The organism is Sphingobacterium allocomposti, from assembly GCF_008124885.1.
GTDB classification, from domain to species: Bacteria; Bacteroidota; Bacteroidia; order Sphingobacteriales; family Sphingobacteriaceae; genus Sphingobacterium; species Sphingobacterium allocomposti.
Genome location: NZ_VNHX01000003.1, coordinates 232,120 through 251,187, shown reverse-complemented (window position 1 = coordinate 251,187; position 19,068 = coordinate 232,120). Strand labels below are relative to the sequence as shown.

Sequence of the window (19,068 nt, the reverse complement as noted above, 5' to 3'; positions counted from 1 at the left end):
TTTTAGATGAGTGATGGCGTGTTCCAGTCGGCCGCCTTCTTTTGACCACGGAGTTCGTCGAACCGTATGTTGCTGTCTTTCTCGTCGGGAGCGTTGACGAAGTGTACAAAACGCTTGCGTATGTCGGGGTCGTTCACGGCGACTTTCCATTCGCATTGGTACGCGTCAACCAGGCCTTGCATCTCCTGTTCCCAGTTTTCGGCCATTCCTAAACTGTCGTTTACAATGACGTTTTTGAGGTAGTCTATCCCGCCGTCCATCTTGTTGAGCCAAGTGGCTGTACGCGTTAACGGGTCGGCCGTATGGATGTAGAACATCAGAAAACGGTCAATGTATCTGATGCAGGTTTCTTCGTCAATATCACTTGCAAGGAGCAAAGCGTGTTGAGGTTTGCTTCCGCCGTTTCCGCAAACATACAGGTTCCATCCTTTCTCTGTTGCAATGATGCCGAAATCCTTGCTCTGTGCTTCGGCGCATTCCCGTATGCAGCCGCTCACTGCCGACTTGATTTTATGCGGCGCACGCAATCCTCTGTAGCGTTCTTCGATGCGGATGGCAAAAGACACGCTGTCGTGAAGGCCGAATCGGCACCATGTGCTGCCAACGCAGCTTTTGACAGTCCGCAATGCTTTACCATAGGCATGGCCGCTCTCAAAGCCGGCTGCAATTAGTTCTTCCCAGATCGCGGGGAGGTCATTGAGGTGAGCCCCGAACAGATCAATGCGCTGACCGCCCGTGATTTTAGTGTATAGTCCATATTTTTTAGCGACTTCTCCGATGACGATCAGCTTCTCCGGAAGGATTTCGCCTCCCGGAATCCGGGGGACGACGGAGTAGGTTCCGCCACGTTGAATGTTTGCAAGATAACGGTCGTTGCTATCTTGGGCTACATCGTTTCCGCGCCGTAGGATCATTTCGTTCCAACAGCTGGCAAGTAAGGACGAAACCAGCGGTTTGCACACTTCGCATCCGTCTCCTTTGCCCAGTTGGTCCAGCACTTGGTCGTAGCTTCTCAATCCATGTATCTTGATCAGGTCAAAAAGTTCCTGTCTGCTGAAATCGAAATGTTCGCATATTGTTGTGCGGATGTATTTTCCCTGCAGCTTCATGGTGTGTGCAATCAGATCTTTAACCATCGGTACGCATCCACCGCAACCAGAGCCGGCACGGGTACAGGATTTCACCGATTCAGCATTTTCGCAGTTTTTCGTTGCAACGGCGTCGCATATCTGCGCTTTAGTGATACCTTCGCAGCTGCATATTAAAGCTTCGTCGGGAAGTGCTACTAAGCCGGTTGCGGTCTTTTTGCCTGTGGTCTGCTCTCCAAAAAGCAATTGTTCCGGGTGTTCAGGAAGAGGGAGGTTGTTGTTTACCGTTTGCAGCAACATATTATAAGCTGTAGCCTCGCCAACTAGAATCCCTCCTAAAAGACGGGTGCCATCCGTACTGATATTTAACCTTTTGTATATACCCTTGTTTCTGTCTTCCAAAACGATGGTACGTGCATATGGCTCACTGATAAAGGGGTCGCCAAAGCTCGCTACATCCACTCCCATCAGTTTCAGCTTGGTGCTCATGTCGAAACCCTTAAACATCTTTCCTTCTTCAGCAATGTGTGACGCTGCTACCTCGGCCATCTCGTATCCGGGGGCCACCAGGCCGTATATCATATCATTGAACAGGGCACATTCTCCAATAGCATATATGGATCCGTCGGATGTCTGCATCTGTGCATTGACCAGAATGCCTCCCCGGTCGCCTGTTGCAAGGCCTATTTTTTTTGCCAGCTCGTCCCGGGGGCGTATGCCTGCAGATATGATGAGGATATCGCTGTCTAAATAGCTTCCGTCCTGGAATGAGATGCCTGTCAGGCGTTCATTTCCGACCAGTTCGTTTGTTGATTTTTGCAATAAACATGTCAGGCCAAGTTCATTAAGCTTGTGTTGTAGGACAGTACTGGCCGTGTCATCGATTTGCCGGGGCATTAATCGCGGCGCGAACTCAATAACCGTCGTTTCTTCCATCCCCAGATCGACAAGTGCTTTGGCGGCTTCCAGTCCCAATAAGCCGCCGCCTATGACAGCTCCCCGTTTAGCGCGTTTAGCATATGTTTTTATCAGGTCTAGATCTTCAATTGTGCGATACAGAAAAACGCCTTCCTTCTCTGTTCCCTTTATAGGTGGGACAAAAGCGGCTGAGCCGGTGGCAAAAATCAGGTAATCGTAGTTGCACGTTATTCCCGTCAGTGAGCGTACCTTTTTATTGCTTCTGTCAACCGCGACGACGGGGTCATTTAAATGAAGTTGAATATTATTTTGGGTATACCACTCGTTTTCAGTCAGGAAAAGGTCTTCCATGGAAGGGATTTTGAAGTAGTCTGTCAAATGCACCCTGTCGTATGCCCGAACTGGCTCTTCACTAAAGACTATTACGTTAATATCGGGTAGTTTTAGCTTTATTTTTTCGCAAAACCGGTTTCCGACCATGCCATTTCCGATTATTACTGCCGTTTTGTTTTTCATATTGACGTTTTTTTATTGAAAAACTGATTGTTTTCTGTTTTCTATCGCTAATTTATGTAAATAAAATTTATAAAATCAAATAAAACATGATTTTTGTAATATTTTTTAATCTTATTTTGTGATAATTTGTGATTTTATGTGATTTTTATTGTTTAATTTTTATAGATTTGGTGTTAGTTATGTTTTTTTAATGTTGTTTTTTATGAAAACATGTAATAAAAAATTGTTTATAGTTGGTTCTGGGCCCGGAAATGTCGATCTGTTGACGGTTAAATCGTTAAGAATAATAAAAAAGGCACAAGTTGTCTTGTACGACAACCTTGTCAGTGCGGAAATTTTGAAGATCATACCGAAAGATTGCATTACATGTTACGTGGGTAAGGATCCTTACGGTGCATACGTCTCTCAGCAGAAGATTCATGATTTCATAACACACTATTGTGGTCGTTATGATCGGGTGGTGCGGTTAAAAGGCGGAGATCCGTATATTTTCGGACGTGGGTTTGAAGAATGGATGTACGCGAAGCAAATTGGAATTGAGGTTGAATATGTTCCCGGAATAAGTAGTATGCAGGGCGTGGGGATGAGCGAGATTCCGTTGACACATCGCGGAACAAGCGACGGGGTTTGGGCGTTGACAGCGATGAAGCAGGACGGAAGTTTTTCAAAAGATTTACAGCTCGCTGTCCAGAGTCGCTCTACCATTGTCATTTATATGGGGATGCGGAAACTCGACGAAATCGCCCGGATGTTCGTGTTATATGGGAAGGGGGATACGCCGGCGGCGATTATTCAGCATGCAACTCTTCCTCAGCAAAAGCAGGCATTATGCAAGGTGGCCGATCTCGTGTCTGCCAGTCAGGAACACGCACTGGGCCATCCCGCTATCATCGTTATCGGCGAAGTTGTCAACCTGCAATATGCCCGTGCTCTTGCTGCTAAGGACAGGTGTGTCGTTTAAAAACAGTTTTCTCGTGTTGTCAGCGCGACAGCCTCCTCTCCAGCTTAATACGATAAATAATAGAAACTACTAACTACAAAAATCCATCTCCATTATGAAAGAACAATTGCAACCTCTTACCGCTCTTCGTATTTTTTCCTTTAGGGGCATTCAGATGCGTACATTCCACATTACGTGGATAACCTTTTTTTTCTGCTTTTTTGGCTGGTTCGGTGTTGCCCCGTTGATGCCGCTCGTCCGCGACCAGCTGCACCTGACAAAGAACGAAATAGGGAATATTATAATAGCATCCGTCTCGGCCACTATATTGGCCAGGCTATTTGTGGGAAAGATGTGTGATACGTTAGGTCCCCGGATATCGTATACGATTCTTTTGGTAGCGGGCTCTATACCTGTTATGTGTATCGGATTAAGTAACAGTTACGAGACGTTTCTGCTTTTTAGATTTCTGATCGGTATCGTCGGTGCCTCCTTTGTAATTACACAGTTTCATACATCAATGATGTTTGCCCCCGAGGTGGTGGGGACGGCTAATGCGGTCACGGGGGGGTGGGGAAACCTCGGAGGTGGTGTAACAAATTTGGTGATGCCGCTGGTTGCGGCATCTTTTGCGGGGCTCGGGTTGGTAAGCGAAGAGAGTTCGTGGCGGGTGGCTATGATAGTGCCGGGAGTCATCCTGTTGGTTATGGCCTGGATTTATTATAAATATACGCAGGACACTCCTTCCGGTAACTTCCATGAATCACTGAAGCGCAGGGAAGCCCGGCCAAAAGGTAAAGGAACCTTTCTTCTTGCGCTCAAAGATTACCGTGTTTGGGTACTCACATTGGCCTATGCTGCCTGTTTCGGAATTGAAATCACTGTTGATAATGTTGCAGCTACATTTTTTATAGACCGCTTTGATACCGGACTCATTATGGCAGGGGCTATGGCCAGTATTTTTGGAGGGATGAACCTCTTTGCGCGTGCATTAGGCGGGATTGTCAGTGACAAGGTAGGCCGTTCCTACGGAATGCGTGGGAAGGGGATGCTGCTGGGCGTTCTGCTCTTGCTCGAGGGAGTCGGGATACATCTGTTCTCAGCTTCGGATACGCTCATTCTAGCTATTATTACCATGCTGCTATTTGCCTTATTTCTAAAGATGGCCAACGGATGTACCTATGGTATTGTTCCGTTCGTCAATAAAGATAATATAGGTGTTGTAAGCGGCATTGTTGGAGCCGGGGGAAACGCTGGCGCGATGCTCGTAGGTTTCCTTTTCAAATCAGAAAGTATGACATATGCCGACGCATTCCAATACATCGGAATAGGTGTGTCGATTATTGGCATCGTTGTCCTGGTCACACGGTTTCAAGCCAGACAGGAGCCCGTGAAACAGCAGATGTCGTTGGATTTACAAAGCTAATTAAATGTGATGAATCGAGAAAAGGACAGGCCGGAAACGAGTACGTGTTGTTATTGCGGAGTCGGCTGCGGGGTGGAGGTACGCGTAGACAAAAATAATACGGTCTCCGTAATAGGCGATAAGCATCATCCTGTTAATGAAGGGAAGCTCTGCAGTAAGGGGCTCAACCTGCAGTATACGGTAAATGACCGCTCTGATCGGTTACTGTATCCGCAGATGCGTTATCATAGGTCCATGCCCTTGGAGCGGGTGTCCTGGGACGAGGCATTGGAACGTACGGCTGCAGTGTTCAAAGCATTTATTGATCAATATGGCCCTAACTCAGTTGCGTTCTATGCTTCTGGACAATGTCTCACCGAAGAATATTACGTATTGAACAAGCTGGTGAAAGGTTTTATCGGGACAAACAACATAGATACCAATTCCCGGCTGTGCATGAGCAGCGCCGTGGCTGCGTATAAGAAAACATTCGGAGAAGATAGTGTTCCCATCTGTTATGACGACATCGAGCTGGCAGATTGTCTTTTAGTTGAGGGGGCCAACCCGGCCTGGTGTCATCCGATCCTGTGGAGGCGGGTCGAGGCCCACAAGACGAGGAACCCGGATGTTAAGATTATTGTTGTGGATCCGAGGGTTACCGACTCGTGTAGCATAGCCGACTTGCACCTTCAGATTAACCCGGGAACCGACATGGTGCTAAACTATGCCCTGGGCCGGCTTTTGATTGAGCAGGGTAGAGTGGATTTAGACTTTTTACGTTCCCATGTCGAGGGGTATGATGCATATAAGGAACGCGTTATGGAGCAGACGTTGACGCAGTCGGCGGCGATCTGTGGAATCTCTGCAGCCGATATCGAGCTTGCTGCGAAATTCATCGGCGATTCAAAAGCTTTTCTAACGATGTGGACAATGGGGCTTAACCAAAGTGTTATCGGGGTAAACAAAAATCTGAGTCTAATGAGCCTAAACCTGATCACGGGAATGGTCGGCAAACCCGGTAGCGGGCCGTTTTCCCTTACCGGACAGCCGAACGCTATGGGCGGGCGCGAAGTAGGGGGGCTGGCCAATCTATTACCGGCTCATCGCGACCTGGATAACGACGAACACCGGGCCGAACTGCAGCGCTTCTGGTCTGGGACGACGGTCAGTAAAGTGCCCGGCCTGACTGCCACAGAGATGTTCGATGCATTGCAGGATGGACGGTTAAAAGCAATATGGATACTGTGTACCAATCCGTTGACAAGCATGCCGAACGCACGCCTGGTGGAAGAGGGGCTGGCAAAAGCCAAGTTTGTTGTCGTACAAGAGATCTCGGATAAACCGCAGACGTTGAAGTATGCCGATGTGATTTTACCCGCTGCAGCGTGGGCCGAAAAAGAAGGGACTATGACAAATTCTGAACGTAGAATAAGCCACGTGAGAAAGTTTGTGGACCCGCCGGGAGAGGCACTTCCTGATGCGGATATTTTGTGCAGGTTTGCCCAAAAGATGGGGTACCATGGCTTCGTATATAGCAGCGCTGAAGATATTTATAAAGAGCACGTGCGTTCAACGGTGGGAACGAACATCAGCATCGATGGACTCGATTACAGCGTCATCAACAGTATGAAAACAGTGCAATGGCCATTTCAGAAGCGCCGAAAGAAAGGAACTGCCCGTCTTTTTGAAGACAAAAGATTTTATACTGAGAGCGGCAAGGCCATCATACACAGTCCGCCGGCTGACTTCCATAGCGAGTTGCCTAACAAAGAGTATCCCCTTGTTTTGACGACAGGGCGGATTCGCGATCAATGGCACACCATGTCGAAGACGGGTAAGGTGAGTAAGCTTAGTCAACATATCAGCGAAGCCTATTTGGAAATTCATCCTGTGGATGCTGATTCACTGGGTATTGATGATGGCTGTCTTGTCAACGTTTCTTCTTTACGGGGGAGTGTCAGGGTGAAGGCCCGTGTCCGCGCGTCGATTAAGCCGGGGGTGGTTTTTCTTCCTATGCATTGGGGAGAGGTTTTCGATTCCGACCTAAATAGGGCCAATAACCTAACAAATAATCTGGTCGACCCGATATCGAAGGAGCCCGATTTCAAGTACTGTGCAGTACGCGTAGAACGGCATATTAAGGCTACGGAGCGCGTCGTAATCGTTGGTGCGGGGGCAGGTGCGTTCGGTTTTGTTAAATCGTATCGTGCGGTCAACAAAACAGACGAAATTATCGTTTTCAGCAACGAAGATCTACCTTTTTATAACCGTGTTATGCTGCCTCACTACGTTAGCGGTGAAATGCAATGGGAGCAGCTTGTCAAAATGAAAGACGAGGAAGAAGCTATTTTTGACATATGTCATGTTCGGGGAGTACAGGTAACGTCCATTGATCGGGTAAATAAGTGTGTATGGGACTCGCGGGGTATACGGACAAATTACGATGTACTTATTCTGGCGACGGGAAGTAGGTCTGCCCTTCCAAAATATGTGCCGCAGCTGTCGGGTATTTTTACTATGAGGCGCCGTACGGATGCCGACCGGCTAAAAAGATACCTATCCCCGGAGTCGCACGTTGTTATTGTCGGAGGCGGTTTGTTGGGGTTGGAGATGGCTGCTTCTCTTCGGGAGGTGGGGGTTAAGATTACGATCGTGCAACGTGTGTCACGCTTTTTAAATCGGCAACTAGATTCGCTCGGAAGTCAGCTTCTGCATGAAGAGATGGTTGATCAAGGGTGTGATATTTTCTATAACGATGAAGTGCAGCTCTATTACGGACGGAATAAGTTAAATCGGATCGAGCTGAAAAGCGGCCGGCAAATTAAATGTGACGCAGTCATCCTTGCTATTGGGACGACGCCCAATATCGAGCTGGCGAAAGAAGCCGGGGTGCATTGTAGGCGGGGTGTGATCGTGGACCATTACATGAAGACCAGCGATCCGTTTATTTATGCAATCGGCGAAATTGCTGAGTTTGAGGGGACATTGTACGGTATTACGGCCGCGGCGGAGGAACAGGCTGCCGTTGTCGCGGGCTACCTTCATGGTGACGTAAGTAGCTATTACAAAGGAAGTCTGTTTATGAATATCATCAAAATACAGGGATTTGATCTTTGTAGTATAGGGTTGGTTGAGGCTCCTGACGAGACGTATGAAGAAATCGTGTTTATTGATAAGGCCAAACGGTTTTATAAGAAGTGTATCGTCTATCAGGATCGACTGGTTGGAGCTATACTGATTGGTGATAAGAATGAGTTCGTCGAATTTAAAGATCTAATCGCCAACAGAACGGAACTGAGCGAGAAAAGATTGCAGCTGCTCCGCAGCGGAGACATGAGAGAGCCTGTTATCGGACGGCTGGTGTGTAGCTGTAGCCAAGTGGGCGAAGGTAACCTGGAGAAAAAGATTAGGGAGGGTTGTACCGATATGCAGCGTCTATGCGAAACAACAGGGGCTGGAACGGGATGTGGGTCTTGCCGTCCTGAGGTGGGAGCAATAATGGAAAGATGCCTGATGTATGCGAAGGAGGCGCAGCCGTATGGATTGTAAAGCTGCTGGACAGATGACGTTTGTGAAGATCAACCTGTCCGGAGGCGCTGTTTCTGTGGGATATCTGGACGGTTTGTTGCAAGCGCTCGCCGACGCGGGCATCGTCCATGTTAGATTTGGGGCTCGACAGCAGCTATATTTTGATGTGTCGGAAGCGCAGCTGGAGGAGCTGGAATATGTTTTGCTTAACCAGGAGCTAACGTATGAAGTTGGACAAGATGCTTACCCTAATATTGTGAGTTCTTATGTAGCTGATGGTATTTTCACGGATGCTGCGTGGATAAGGGAGGGGGTGTATAAAGATATTTTAGATAGCTTTGATTTTGCGCCCCGATTGAAGGTGAATCTAATGGACTCGACGCAGTCGTTTACGCCCTACAGCACAGGGAATCTTAACTTCCTGACAGCAGAGATGGGCAATTATTGGTTTTTACATATTCGGTTTCCCGGTACCAACATCTTTTACCGGTGGTCAACGTTGGTATATTCTGATGATATAGCCGGGTTGTGTAAGTTTCTGGAAGCACCGTTGTTGCAGACCGTTGTTGATATACCACAAGCGGGGGAAGAGCTGGGAAGGCGAATGGAGCGATTGGCAGCCGATTCCGGGGAGTTCCATTTTCATTCGCTGTCCCAGCCTTTCATAGAGCAGCTTTTTAAATTGCCTTACTACGAAGGTTTCAATGCATACCAGGATCGCTTATGGCTTGGGGTGTATCGGCGGTCGGAAACGTTTACGGTTGCTTTTTTAAAAGATATCTGCACCATATGTATTCGCAATAGGGTCGGGCAGGTATATACAACGCCCTGGAAATCGATCATCATCAAGGACATTCTGCCCGGGGACAGATCGGAGTGGGACGCTATATTGGATAAACATCGTATCAACCTGCGGCATGCACTGAATGAATTGAATTGGCAAACAGAAGACTATAATCTGGACGGTATTATGCTGAAACATCAGTTAGTCGGAGAGCTGAACGCATTGGACGTCCGTACGTATAAGCTTTGTTTCGGGATAAAAATTCATGGGAAAACAGGCGTATGGGGATCGGTGATCTTACGCTACCTTAGCGGAGCCGGGGAGAGGAGCTGGTACCAGATTCAACGGACATCTGACTTTAATCCGAATTCGAAAGACCTTATCGTATACCGGGATCGTGTAAAAAGAGCAGATCTTTGTTCCGAACTAATCGGACTGTGCGATGAATTTTACATATTTCAGGAGCTATCGAGACCGCGGGCAAACGAAGATGTTGCACCGGTGGTGGTAGACGAAGAAGGAGAAGCTGTGGTTATCTATCAGTGCCAACGTTGCTTAACGCGGTATGACCCGTCGTGGGGCGATCTTACACAGGCCGTGCCGGCCGGTGTGCCGTTTGCTGATCTGCCAGCGGGTTATATCTGTAGTGTGTGTGGGGCAGCGAGGAATAGCTTTAGACTGTTGACCAGGTCCTGATGCTGTTTGATAGGTCTGTTATTAATCTGATTTAGAGAAGGGAGTACGGCGGGGATTGCCGGGGACGCTGCGTGAGTAATCGATCCTGAACAGCATCCGGGCGTACCGGTAGAGTGCACCTCTGTTGCAATGACGGAGTCTAGAAGGCTGTAATGATGTCGTCTTGCGAGGTTTAGAGGTTAAGAGAAACGGACAATCGGGATGGCGTTGTCATCTTAGACCAGGAAGGCGGACTAAAACAGCAACACATCTCAGTTTTACTGTCGTAAATCAGTGAGGTATTGATGGCGGATATTGTGCTAAACGGCTCTTCCCTGGTTATACGCAGGAGACGATGAAGAACTTTCATGACGGGAAAGACCAACAGCCACGAAAGTACTTCTATCCTGTGACACGCTCGAACGTAGCCAGGCTATATCGGAGGCGTTATCCTGCCGCTCCGCGTCGGCACTTTCTAGACCTGGAGCTGTAACTTCATTCCGAAACCGGGCGTCGACGGAGGGACGAGCTTTCCGTTCTCCAGTTTATATCCCGATAGGTCAACATCATCGGACGAACTCGTAACGCCTTCTATTGTAGCGGTGTTTCCTAACCCTGCCGAAAGATGGGCGGTATAGTGCGTCTTAAGCAACGATCCCCACGCGTGCGGAGACGCCTTTGCACCTAATTTCTGCAGCTCTGGTAAGAGTTTCCGCCAATTGGTAAAGCCGAGATCCTCGATATCTGTTAAGTGTACATCGAGGAGTTTCTGATTAATCAACTCGCGGAGAAGTTCCTGGTCGGGGTCGGCCTCTCCGTCGGCGAGCAACGTATTGACGCCCTCGCTGTTCAGCCAGGCTTTCAGTCGCTGGTAGTCGGCTACCGTTTCATGAAAAGGTTCTTCTATCCAGAACAGCTGAACGCCCGAAATGCCCTTCATATAGGCGATGAACTCGTCTACGGAGAAACCGTTGTTTCCATCTACCAGAATTTGGCAATCAGGGAATGCTTCCGCGACCTTTTTGGTAACTTCTATGTCCCGCTGAAGACCTTGGTGGAAGGGCATCCAGCGATTGCCCCGTCCTATTTTGAGCTTGAACTGGCGATAGCCGAGCTTGTAATCGTATGCACATTCTTCTAATATCTTGTCGATTCCTCCCGGGGCATGGGACGGTTCCAGATCGTCAAAATAAATCATTCCACTGTAACAGTCGAAAAGAAGAGGCTGCTCTTTTCCAAGCATGGCGTAGACCGGTTTGCCGACAATTATACCTGCGAGGTCGTGCAGCGCAGTGTCAAACGGCATAAGCGCAGCGTCTAGAATGCCAATGTCCGGACGGAAAACGTCTGTAATTTTTTTTCCTTTCAGGGTTTCTACGAGCTGTTCTGCAGTCCGTCGGGATCCGCGTAACGACCCCCAGCCGCGGGCACCTTGGTCGGTTTCAATAACGCATATATCCACCCTTGGTCCGAAACCATGTATGTCGAGTCTAGCATTTTTTCCTACCAGGCGGGGATACTGGAGACGTACCGAGGAGAACTTTATTTGCCGGATGGTGTGATCCGCTAAGTCTTTATGCTGGGATCCTTCTTGGAAGGGAATCAGCTCAGGGACAGCAAATAATTTTGGGCCGCTCAATAAGGTGGTGGCTACGCCGATGTTTACGGCTCTTAGGAATTTTCTTCTTTTCATATGTAAATAATTGTTATTCGTGTGCGTAGTAGGTTGGCAGTCATATCGGCATTAAGAGTTTCAAGGTATCGCTGATACATCATTAGCGGGTTTAAGTTCAGTTGTTTATAACGGCATCTGCAATTTAACAAAAAAAATAAAAAAGGCATTGATTTTGCCCCGGAGTGTAGGAACTTAAATCTTCAAATACCGTTATAAGCTACAGCGCAGTACCAACGGTGGCCAGTAAGGAAAAGCGATAACGGCACTTCGATGTTTTGTAAATAAAAAGTCAAAACGGTTGAAGTCTACGCACGGATTCCGTCTCCTGCTCGTTTTTACCAATTTTTTTTATAGTTTTAAGTATTTGCTAATTTAAATAAGAGAAATGTCACTAACAGATTTGTCGGGACGCGTAGCCCTGGGTATAGATGTGGGCGGTACTAATACAAAATTTGGAGTCGTTAATCATCGCGGAGAGGTACTTGAAAAAGGGCGGATAAAGACGGATGATTATGCCGAAGTGGAAGACTTTGTCGATGCGCTATATGAAAACATCCGGCCGTTGATTGAAAAATTTGGAACGAAAGCAAGTTTTGATGGGGTCGGAATCGGAATTCCTAACGGCAATTATTATACCGGGACTGTCGAACAAGCTCCGAATCTGCCTTGGAAAGGGATCATTCCTTTTGCTGATCTGATAACCGCGAAATTCGCACTGCCCTGCTCCATCACGAATGACGCGAATGCCGCTGCATTGGGGGAGATGCTTTTTGGCGCAGCCCGAGGAATGAAAGACTTCATTATGATTACGCTTGGAACGGGAGTGGGAAGCGGTATTGTAGCCAATGGTAGTTTAATATATGGGCACGATGGCTTTGCAGGAGAGCTAGGGCATACCATCGTCAAGCCGGGAGGGCGGAAACATTGGAGCACGGGGTCTGAAGGAAGTCTCGAAGCATATGCATCTGCTACTGGTATTGCCATTACAGCGAAAAAAATGCGGGCCGAGTTTCCCAGTTCTATGCTCAACCAGTATCCGGAAGACGCCATCAATTCGAAAACCGTGTACGAATGTGCGTCAAAAGGAGATCCTATAGCCATCGAGGTATTCCGTTATACGGGGCAAAAGCTCGGTGAAGCATTGGCCAATTTTGTGATGTTTTCTTCGCCCGAAGCCATTCTTCTCTTCGGGGGCGTTATTAAAGCAGGAGATTTCATCTTAAAACCAGCTAAACTGCATATGGAAAGGAATTTACTTCCGATTTTCCGGGACAAAGTTAAACTCGTCTTTAGTGAACTGGATGAGGCTGATGCGGCCATTCTTGGGGCAAGCGCGTTGGTTTGGGAACAGAAATCAAAATAGAAACCGGTAGTTTCGTAAGCGCCAACAGAAACAGGTGTAAGGTGAGGAAAGGGCGTTGCCGCTTCCAGCATGTGACTAACAGCCAGCCACCTTTGTTAGGGGCTGCTCAAGAGAGCGGTCCCTCGTTTTGTCCCTTCCGTCGGAAGACAAACGCGGGACAGTATGCGGGATCGGTACCAGAGGCTTTTATGATGCCGGTGACGAATCAAATAGTCGAGGGGTGCGCTTGCTTTTTGTGCATATCTAGGAAATGGATGGCGTAAGGGAGGAGAGACCCGACGTTCTCTCCAACGCGAGATCGCTTGTGTCCAGCCAGAGCGTATGCCGACTTGTTACCCAATCGGCATAAATCCTATTAAGGATAAGTTCCTCGTCTTCGATGAGGTACTCTATTTCCTCGTCAGGAACCCTTCCCGGGACAAAGATTGCGTCTTCCTCCTCCCAGCATATGTCTGATTTAACAATGTTTAGTCCGTGCTGGTCGAAAATGATTTTTGCTTCTTGGCCGGTAACTTGTTTAAGTCCTTCTAAAATACGCCAGAAATCGTTCATTTCATCCTTGCAACGTTCGGGAAAGACGGCCTTGAGATAGCGCTCGTACAATTCGCCATTACGTGTACGAAGTCCTTCGTTTCGGATAATCATACGTTCAGGATGGAAGCCCCAGTTAAATGCTGATGGATTCTTCCTAAACTCATAGTGGAAGTCGTATTTGTCGATTCTTAAATCTATGTCCATGACTGTGTACTAAAAAAATCTGCGCCGGCGGCGATCTCCTAAAAAATTCTTCACCAGTAGAACAGCGGACGATGCTTAATTGTTCTCGGAAAAATACAGGGTACCGAAAGTTATCGGTCCTTTGGGTTCCCGATTAGGCTGTTGCAATTGTCCCCTCGTTCCTTTTTAGTGTTAACACCGTGATTTCAGGCCAGACTCCAACCCGTCCATTAAGGCCATGGTACCCGAAGCCTCTATTCACGTAAAGGTATCGGCCGTCCTTGGTGTAAAGGCCCGCCCACTGTCGGTAAAAATATTGGATAGGGCTCCACTTGAATCCGAATAGCTCGATCCCGAACTGTAAACCATGTGTATGTCCGGCCAGTGTGAGATGTATATGCTGATTATGGTCGACAGTAACCTCGTCCCAGTGAGAGGGATCATGGGACAGTAGAATTTTAAAAGAATCATCAGCAACACCTTTCAGCGCCTTTTCCAAGTCGCCGTACTGGTGAAATCCGCCCTTTCCCCAGTTTTCGACCCCGATCAGGGCAATGCTTTGCCCTTGTTTGCGAAGGGTCACGGACTGATTTAATAATAGATTGAAGCCTAGTTCTGCATGTATTTCCTTAAGTCGCCGGAGGTTCTCGTGCTTTGCAAGACTGCTTGTCCAACGGATGTAATCTCCGTAGTCGTGGTTTCCTAACACGGCATATTTTCCATAGGGCGCTTTGAGCTTCGCAAAATCGCTTATCCAGGGATCCATTTCCGAAGCCATATTGTTAACAAGATCGCCGGTGAACAGAAGAAGATCGCTGTTTTGAGCGTTGGCTAGCTCTATTCCTTTTTTTACGCCTTTGCGGTCGCGCAGGCTCCCAGAATGTATATCAGATAACTGCGTAATGGTAAAACCATCGAAAGCTTCGGGTAAGTCAGGAAAGTACAATGTCTCCCTTCTGATCCGATAAAAGTGCTTTCCGCGTGTTAATCCGAACAAAAAAATCAGAAAGATAATTCCCGCGACGGCAACTGTCGCCTCGCTGATATAGATATTCCTCGGAGGGAAACCCCGGAATAGGCGGAATACGTCTTCGGCCAGCAATATGGGCGACGCGAATAATTTTGGAACGAATGCCAATAGCATACCTGTAATCAGCCATGACATCATGTTCTGTGCGCTGCGGCCAAGCCGGCGGGCCGATATGGCCAGGGTAATACCTGTTATCAGTAAAACATCTGGAAACCAATACAGTACGCGGATTAGAGAGATCTGTGTAAGCATGGCTATGGCCTGATAAAAATAAACATCGGCAACCAAAAAAAGTAAAAGTATGAAAAGTAGTCTATTTGCCATCGTCGCTTGGATTGTTATAATAGAGACGGTATAAAAGCAAAATTACTTTAAACAGCAGAGGAAAATAACAAATTGTCTATCTTGGTTAAGACGATGGTGGCAACATCATCATTGTTTTAAAACGGTTAAAACAATCGTGATGAGCAGGTGTTTTCCTTTAAAGAGACAATTATGAAAAACGTATGGATTTGTGGAATCTTTCTGTTTACCGTACTGTCGGCTCAGTCGCAAGGGCTGCAGCCAGTGGTCTATGCAGATGGCGATCAATCATTAGAAGGTTTAGTAACCGGGAATACCGGAAAAAAACGTCCGGGGGTATTAATTCTTCCGGCATGGAAAGGTATAGATCAGGAAGCAAAAAGCGCGGCCCTGGCTTTGGAGGAACAAGGGTACATAGCGTTCATAGCTGATATATACGGGAAGGGCAATACGCCGTCAGACAACAGCGAGGCCGCTAAAATCTCGGGATACTACAAGAAAGATTACGAAGCATATCAGCGGCGTATTGCCGTGGCATTGACCGAACTAAAGCGATTGGGGGCGTTGCCGGACAAGATTGCCGTCATCGGCTATTGTTTTGGCGGTACGGGTGCCCTAGAAGCCGCGCGTGGAAAACTGCCTGTTCAAGGTGTGGTTTCTATTCACGGCGGGTTGGGTAAGGCGGCCGACCGTCCAACGGATGCTATTACGGCAAAAGTACTCATTGAACATCCTGCTGAGGACAAAAGTGTAAGTGCCGAAGCGCTCAAATCGCAGCTTAAAGAGTTAGACGAGGGCGGCGCCGACTGGCAGCTTATAACCTATGCCCGCTGTGGCCACACATTCACGAATCCGGATTCTCCGGAATATAATGAGGTAATGGCGAGAAGAGCCTGGAAACACACGCTCCTTTTCTTGGAAGAAGTTCTCCACTAATTGGAGGTACGGAGATTTTAATTATTTTTTAATCTGTTTTTTACGGTTTTTTAACTGTAACTGGCTAAATTTGACTGTGTTAAATAGAGGTTATGGAAAGGCAGTTTTTAAATCAGCAGCAGACGGAGAATTATTCTTTTTCCTTTGGCGAGTTAAAGGTCGATGATTTTGATCGCCTTCGGAAACGTTCTTCCGAGCTGTTAAATAAGTTTCGTACTGCATGGAACGAGGCGGAATACCAGGAGTGGTGTGCCATACAACGGATTTTACATAAAATTCGTTAGCTGTATCTCTTTGGTTTCCCGGGATTGTCGAGACCCCTGGTTTTGATAAGTCACAATGGTTTCATGCCTATATTTTTGTTTGCCGGCTATTGATGTTCCTATGGTTCATTGACGGTACGGTACTATTAGTCCACTTTTCGTTGGGCCGCACGGTTGTCGCCCCCGATGTTCACGGCCGTCGCCAAGACCCGTATCGAGATGCCGAAGAACGCCTATATCTGAACCAATCTCCGAATTAATTATCCGCTCTTCCTACAACACGTATCAAAAACATTGCGGGCGTCCTATGGTTCCTGAGCTTTGCGGGGCGGGGGGGATGATGTAATTCTCTTTTTAAGTTTCTCTCATCCGGAGTGCATAAAAAAAAGGTTTTCAAACGGGGAGAATGAAAACCTTTAGCTAACCAATTATAAACCTAAATTATGATGACACAAATATAGTGTATTTTATACACTAAGTGCAAGTTTTTTTAAAAAATATTTTAAATGACAGTGAGGTTGCGGGTAGTGAACGTGAGCTGCAGACCGGGTAAAGGAAAGAGGGGGCGGAGGCCGGTAAGAGGCATAAAAAAAGGTTTTCAAACGGGGAGAATGAAAACCTTTAGCTAACCAATTATAAACCTAAATTATGATGATACAAATATAGTGTGTTTTATACACTAAGTGCAAATTTTTTTAAAAAATATTTTAAATGACAGTGAGGTTAAACCTAAATTATGATGATACAAATATAGTGTGTTTTATACACTAAGTGCAAATTTTTTTTTATTTTAATTTAACGCGGAGGATATAGACGTGACACGCAAGTCGACTGCAGCATATCTATTAGACACGTGCCTACTGGTGGAAGGTTCCCGGACGAGGTATTTTTTATGTTCAATATGCGCAAAAGTATTAACTTTCGCGATTATGTTTAATTTTTATTGATTAGTTTTGTACGTCAAATCAAGTATTTATAACCATTTCCGTGGCACTGATATTTAAAGAAGAGCGTCCGGTGGTCAGATTAAGGGCTTTTCGAGCTATTGACGATCCGGAGACTTGTGAACGTTTTATAAAGGGGCATGCTCATGTCCTGACTGCAATTGGGGTAGAAAAGGTGACATCATCGAAAAACGAGTGGATGTATAATCCTGCTGCCTTTGTTTTGATTGTAGAGTCTCTCGATGGCGAGAATGTATATGGAGGAGCGCGGATACATGTAGCAGGTGGAACGCAGCCGCTCCCTATTGAAGAGGCAACGGGAAAGATGGATGGGCGGATTTTTGATCTGGTTTGGCAATTTGCTCAGGAGGGCACCGGCGAAGGGTGTGGTCTTTGGAACTCGAGGGAAATAGCTGGCTACGGGATCGGAAGTATTTTTTTAACGCGGGCCGCCATAGCAATAGCTCCGCACATCGGTATAAAGTCGTTGTTTGCCCTTTGTGCGCCCTACACTGTCAATCTGACCAAAAGTGTCGGATACCGGCTGGAAACAAGTGTCGGCAATAACGGCACGTTTTATTATCCTAAACTGGATCTTCTGGCTACCACCATGATTCTTGACGATGTCAACGACCTCGGGCTAGCCTCGGAGGAAAACAGGGACGCCATTCTGGCATTGAGAAATCAGGGTGATATTGTTAGAATAGAGGAGCTCCGTTCGAAACAAATAGAGATCCATTACGAGCTTGAATTGAAGAATCTGAAGAATTGGGATCTGGAAGAGATTATTGCTAAAATGCCGCGGCGGACGGCGGACGACGCAGATATTGACGAGAACGATCTACAAATAATGTAACCAGAAAGATAGCATGAAGAACCAAATAGCCAAATTCCCCTACCAGCCTTATTTTTTTAGGATGTCGGACGAACAGGATACGCTTCGGCTGGACGAGCTTAAAAAGAGCGGAGAAATCGTATTCATATACGACGAGATAGAGAGACAGCTGAACGAACTAATACGATGCCGTTATCCTGCAGCGGCACCATCTGGGGGGGAGGTACAATACATGGAGGAAATTCTTGGTGGACGGGCTGCAGAAGACTATGGGGTGTGGGTGTACTATCCATGGCGTAAAACCTTGGTTCATATATTGGAAGAGAAGGAATTCGTGGAAGTACGGACAAACCGTAATCAGCTAAAAATTACAGGTGACGAGCGGGAGCTTTTATCTCAGAAAAAAATAGGCATAATAGGGCTGTCGGTGGGACAATCCATTGCCTTGACAATAGCCATGGAGCGCGTTTGCGGCGTTTTGAGATTGGCTGATTTTGATGAATTGGACCTCAGCAATATGAATCGCTTACGGACAGGCGTTTTTAACATCGCGGTTCCAAAAGTTGTCATTGCTGCAAGGGAAATCGCGGAGATAGACCCATACCTGAAGGTAGAAATTTTTCCCGAAGGGATCAATAGGAGCAACTATGATCGCTTTTTTAACGAGCAGGGGAGCTTGGACGTTCTGGTCGAAGTATGTGATAGCTTTGATGTTAAATTGGAGAGTAGATTTTATGCTAAAGATCTGAAAATACCGGTTGTGATGGACACGAACGACCGCGGGATGCTGGACATCGAACGATTTGATTTGGATCCTGGCCGGCCTGTTTTCCATGGGCTGGCCGACGATTTGACTCCTGCTAAGCTCTCCAATTTGTCGGCCGAAGAAAAAGGACGATATCTTATGAAAATAGTGGATGCTGAAAAACTATCATTAAAAATGAAGCGATCCGTTCCCGAAATCCGGCGTACGATTGTTTCTTGGCCTCAATTGGCTTCTGAGGTGGTTTTGGGAGGGGCAATGACGACAGCTGTCTGCCGCAGAATCTTGCTGGGCGAGCGCGTGCCGTCAGGCCGGTATTATATAGATTTGGACCAACTGATAAGTAGTGAGAATCTTTAAGTTTCTTTTTCGGTATTGTATGAGT

At 47.0% G+C, this 19,068-nt stretch carries 13 protein-coding genes; 9 read left to right on the top strand and 4 right to left on the bottom strand.

Going from position 1 to position 19,068, the window contains the following annotated elements; genetic code table 11:
• Positions 1–2: 2 nt before the first annotated feature.
• A complete protein-coding gene (gene nirB / locus BC792_RS03890; RefSeq protein ID WP_148907671.1) occupies positions 3–2,522 on the bottom strand; it encodes a nitrite reductase large subunit NirB in 2,520 nt (839 codons plus the stop codon).
• Between the two features lie 202 nt (positions 2,523–2,724).
• On the opposite strand from nirB, the gene cobA reads away from it, so the two are divergent.
• The 4 genes from cobA (at position 2,725) to BC792_RS03870 (ending at position 9,875) form a co-directional block, all read left to right on the top strand.
• Entirely contained in the window at positions 2,725–3,483 is a 759-nt protein-coding gene (gene cobA / locus BC792_RS03885; RefSeq protein WP_148907670.1) for a uroporphyrinogen-III C-methyltransferase, read from the top strand.
• A gap of 94 nt (positions 3,484–3,577) precedes the next feature.
• Positions 3,578–4,888, top strand: a complete 1,311-nt coding sequence (locus tag BC792_RS03880; protein WP_148907669.1) for an MFS transporter — start codon at positions 3,578–3,580, stop codon at positions 4,886–4,888.
• Between the two features lie 9 nt (positions 4,889–4,897).
• The gene (locus BC792_RS03875) at positions 4,898–8,416 is read left to right on the top strand and encodes a nitrate reductase (protein WP_148907668.1); all 3,519 of its coding nucleotides are present in this window, start codon (positions 4,898–4,900) and stop codon (positions 8,414–8,416) included.
• The gene (locus BC792_RS03870; protein ID WP_170249945.1) at positions 8,406–9,875 is read left to right on the top strand and encodes a rubredoxin; all 1,470 of its coding nucleotides are present in this window, start codon (positions 8,406–8,408) and stop codon (positions 9,873–9,875) included. Before BC792_RS03875 ends, BC792_RS03870 begins: the two co-directional genes overlap by 11 nt.
• Before the next feature lie 454 nt (positions 9,876–10,329).
• Here the strand turns inward: BC792_RS03870 and BC792_RS03865 are convergent, their stop codons facing one another.
• Positions 10,330–11,547 carry a mandelate racemase/muconate lactonizing enzyme family protein gene (locus tag BC792_RS03865; RefSeq protein ID WP_148907666.1) on the bottom strand — a complete coding sequence of 406 codons (1,218 nt, stop codon included), beginning with the start codon at positions 11,545–11,547 and terminating at the stop codon, positions 10,330–10,332.
• A gap of 367 nt (positions 11,548–11,914) precedes the next feature.
• Here BC792_RS03865 and BC792_RS03860 point away from each other — a divergent pair, with 367 nt between their 5' ends.
• Positions 11,915–12,892, top strand: a complete 978-nt coding sequence (locus BC792_RS03860) for an ROK family protein (RefSeq protein ID WP_148907665.1) — start codon at positions 11,915–11,917, stop codon at positions 12,890–12,892.
• Between the two features lie 243 nt (positions 12,893–13,135).
• Here BC792_RS03860 and BC792_RS03855 read toward each other — a convergent pair whose 3' ends face one another.
• Together BC792_RS03855 and BC792_RS03850 are read right to left on the bottom strand one after the other, a co-directional pair.
• Positions 13,136–13,630 carry a hypothetical protein gene (locus BC792_RS03855; RefSeq protein WP_148907664.1) on the bottom strand — a complete coding sequence of 165 codons (495 nt, stop codon included), beginning with the start codon at positions 13,628–13,630 and terminating at the stop codon, positions 13,136–13,138.
• Positions 13,631–13,763: 133 nt separating this feature from the next.
• The gene (locus BC792_RS03850; RefSeq protein ID WP_148907663.1) at positions 13,764–14,963 is read right to left on the bottom strand and encodes a metallophosphoesterase; all 1,200 of its coding nucleotides are present in this window, start codon (positions 14,961–14,963) and stop codon (positions 13,764–13,766) included.
• 171 nt (positions 14,964–15,134) lie between these two features.
• Here BC792_RS03850 and BC792_RS03845 point away from each other — a divergent pair, with 171 nt between their 5' ends.
• From BC792_RS03845 to BC792_RS03830, 4 genes are all read left to right on the top strand, one after another.
• Entirely contained in the window at positions 15,135–15,878 is a 744-nt protein-coding gene (locus BC792_RS03845) for a dienelactone hydrolase family protein (RefSeq protein WP_148907662.1), read from the top strand.
• Positions 15,879–15,970: 92 nt separating this feature from the next.
• Positions 15,971–16,162 (top strand): hypothetical protein, encoded by a 192-nt coding sequence (locus tag BC792_RS03840; RefSeq protein ID WP_148907661.1) that lies wholly within the window; start codon positions 15,971–15,973, stop codon positions 16,160–16,162.
• Between the two features lie 966 nt (positions 16,163–17,128).
• On the top strand, positions 17,129–17,941 hold the full coding sequence (locus tag BC792_RS03835; protein ID WP_148907660.1) for a hypothetical protein: 813 nt from the start codon (positions 17,129–17,131) through the stop codon (positions 17,939–17,941).
• Positions 17,942–17,954: 13 nt separating this feature from the next.
• On the top strand, positions 17,955–19,043 hold the full coding sequence (locus BC792_RS03830) for an Rv1355c family protein (protein WP_148907659.1): 1,089 nt from the start codon (positions 17,955–17,957) through the stop codon (positions 19,041–19,043).
• The last annotated feature ends 25 nt before the right edge of the window (positions 19,044–19,068 follow it).